This window comes from Variovorax sp. 20P10.2.4 (assembly GCF_058244205.1).
Genome location: NZ_JBZAYE010001028.1, coordinates 1 through 1,721 on the forward strand (window position 1 = coordinate 1; position 1,721 = coordinate 1,721).

General features: G+C 74.0%; 2 protein-coding genes. Both read left to right on the top strand.

Features of this window, described 5'->3' with window-relative positions:
* Positions 1-1,054: cobaltochelatase subunit CobN (locus tag AC27VN_RS40680; protein ID WP_490880391.1), on the top strand; the 1,054-nt coding region annotated here is incomplete at its 5' end.
* 17 nt (positions 1,055-1,071) lie between these two features.
* Positions 1,072-1,721 (top strand): CobD/CbiB family cobalamin biosynthesis protein (locus tag AC27VN_RS40685; RefSeq protein WP_490880392.1); only part of this gene is annotated, 650 nt, incomplete at its 3' end.

The window sequence follows — 1,721 nt, forward strand, 5'->3', positions numbered from 1 at the left end:
CGGGCTCGAGGAGGCGGCGCTCGCGAGCGAGCTCTGGCGCTCGCAGCGCCGCGGCGGCGGCGACGCGCAGATGGCGGGCCTGTTCATCGACCGCATGGGCCACGCCTATGGCCAGGGCCTCGACGGCGCCGCGCGGCCCGGCGCCTTCGCGGGCAATCTCGCGCAGGTCGACGCGGCGCTGATGGCGCGCAGCTCCAACCTCTATGGCGTGCTGACCAACGACGATCCCTTCCAGTACCTCGGCGGCATCGCGCAGGCGGTGCGCCATCTCACGGGCAAGGATCCGGCGCTCTATGTGCAGAACCTGCGCGACACCGGCGCGGTGCGCACCGACACCGCCGCCGGCGCGATCGCGCGCGAGATGCAGACGCGCTACCTGCACCCGCAATGGATCGCCGCGCAGCAGGCCGAGGGCTACAGCGGCGCGCTGCAGGTGCTGAAGACCGCGCAGTTCCTCTGGGGCTGGCAGGTGACCGCGCCGGCCACGGTGCGGCCCGACCAGTGGCAGTCGCTGCACGACACCTATGTGCGCGACCGCGAGCGGCTCGGCACGCGCGCCTGGCTCGAGGGTGCGAACCGCGCGGCCTACGCGCAGACGCTGGAGCGCATGCTCGATGCGGTGCGCCTGAACTACTGGTCGCCCGATGCCGCGACGCGGCGCGAGCTCGCGCAGGCCTATGCGCAGGCGGCGCAGGCCAGCGGGCTGCGCGAGCGCAACGTGGCGGTGGAGCGCTTCGCACGGGCGGCGATGAACGTGCCGCCGAAGCCGGTCGTGGTGCCGGTGGAGGTGCCGGTAGAGGTGCGGGGCGCCACGGCCCCGGCCACGCAGGCCGAGTCGCCGGCACCGAGTGAAAGCAAACAGAAACAAGGCAACGAGGCCGCGACCCAACCCGTGCGCGGCCTGCGGCTCGAACCGCAGCCCGAGACCGTGCCCGCGCCGCGCAGCGCCTCGGTGGTGCGCGCGCTCTGGGCGCTGTTCGGCATGGCGGTGCTGCTCGCGCTCGGCGCGCTGACCCAGTGGCAGCGGCACCGCCGGCCGCGGCCGGCCGTCTGATTCGGGACAATCGCGCCATGCCGGCCATCGATTTCACCGCTCCCGTGCTGGCCATGCTGGTCGCGCTGTGGATCGCGCTCGCGGTCGACCTCTGGCTCGGCGAACCGCCCGCGCGCTGGCATCCGGTGGTGTGGATCGGGCGCTACCTGGGCTGGGCCGGCGCGCGCATCGCGCCGCCGTTCGGCGCGGCTTCCGGCAAGGCAGGACGCGCCTTCGTGCTCGGCGCCATCGCCTGGTGCGCGGGCGCGCTGGCCGTGCTCGCGATCGCCGTGGCGCTGCAGGCGGTGCTGCAGAGCGCGCTGCCGGCCTGGGCTTTCGCGCTGCTGCTGGGCCTTCTGCTCAAGCCGCTGTTCGCCTGGCGCATGCTGCGCGACGAGGTGCTCGCGGTCGAGGCCGCGCTCGGCGAATCGCTGGAAGCGGGCCGGGCGCGGCTCGCGCGCCTCGTGAGCCGCGATGTCTCGCTGCTCGGCGAGCGCGAGGTGCGCGAGAGCGCGATCGAATCGCTGGCCGAGAACCTCAACGATTCGCTGGTGGCGCCGGTGTTCTGGTTCCTGCTGTTGGGCCTGCCGGGCGCGGCGCTCTACCGCTTCGCCAACACGGCCGATGCGATGTGGGGCTACCGCGGCGAGCGCGGCGGCCGCGACTGGACCTGGGCCGGCAAATGGGC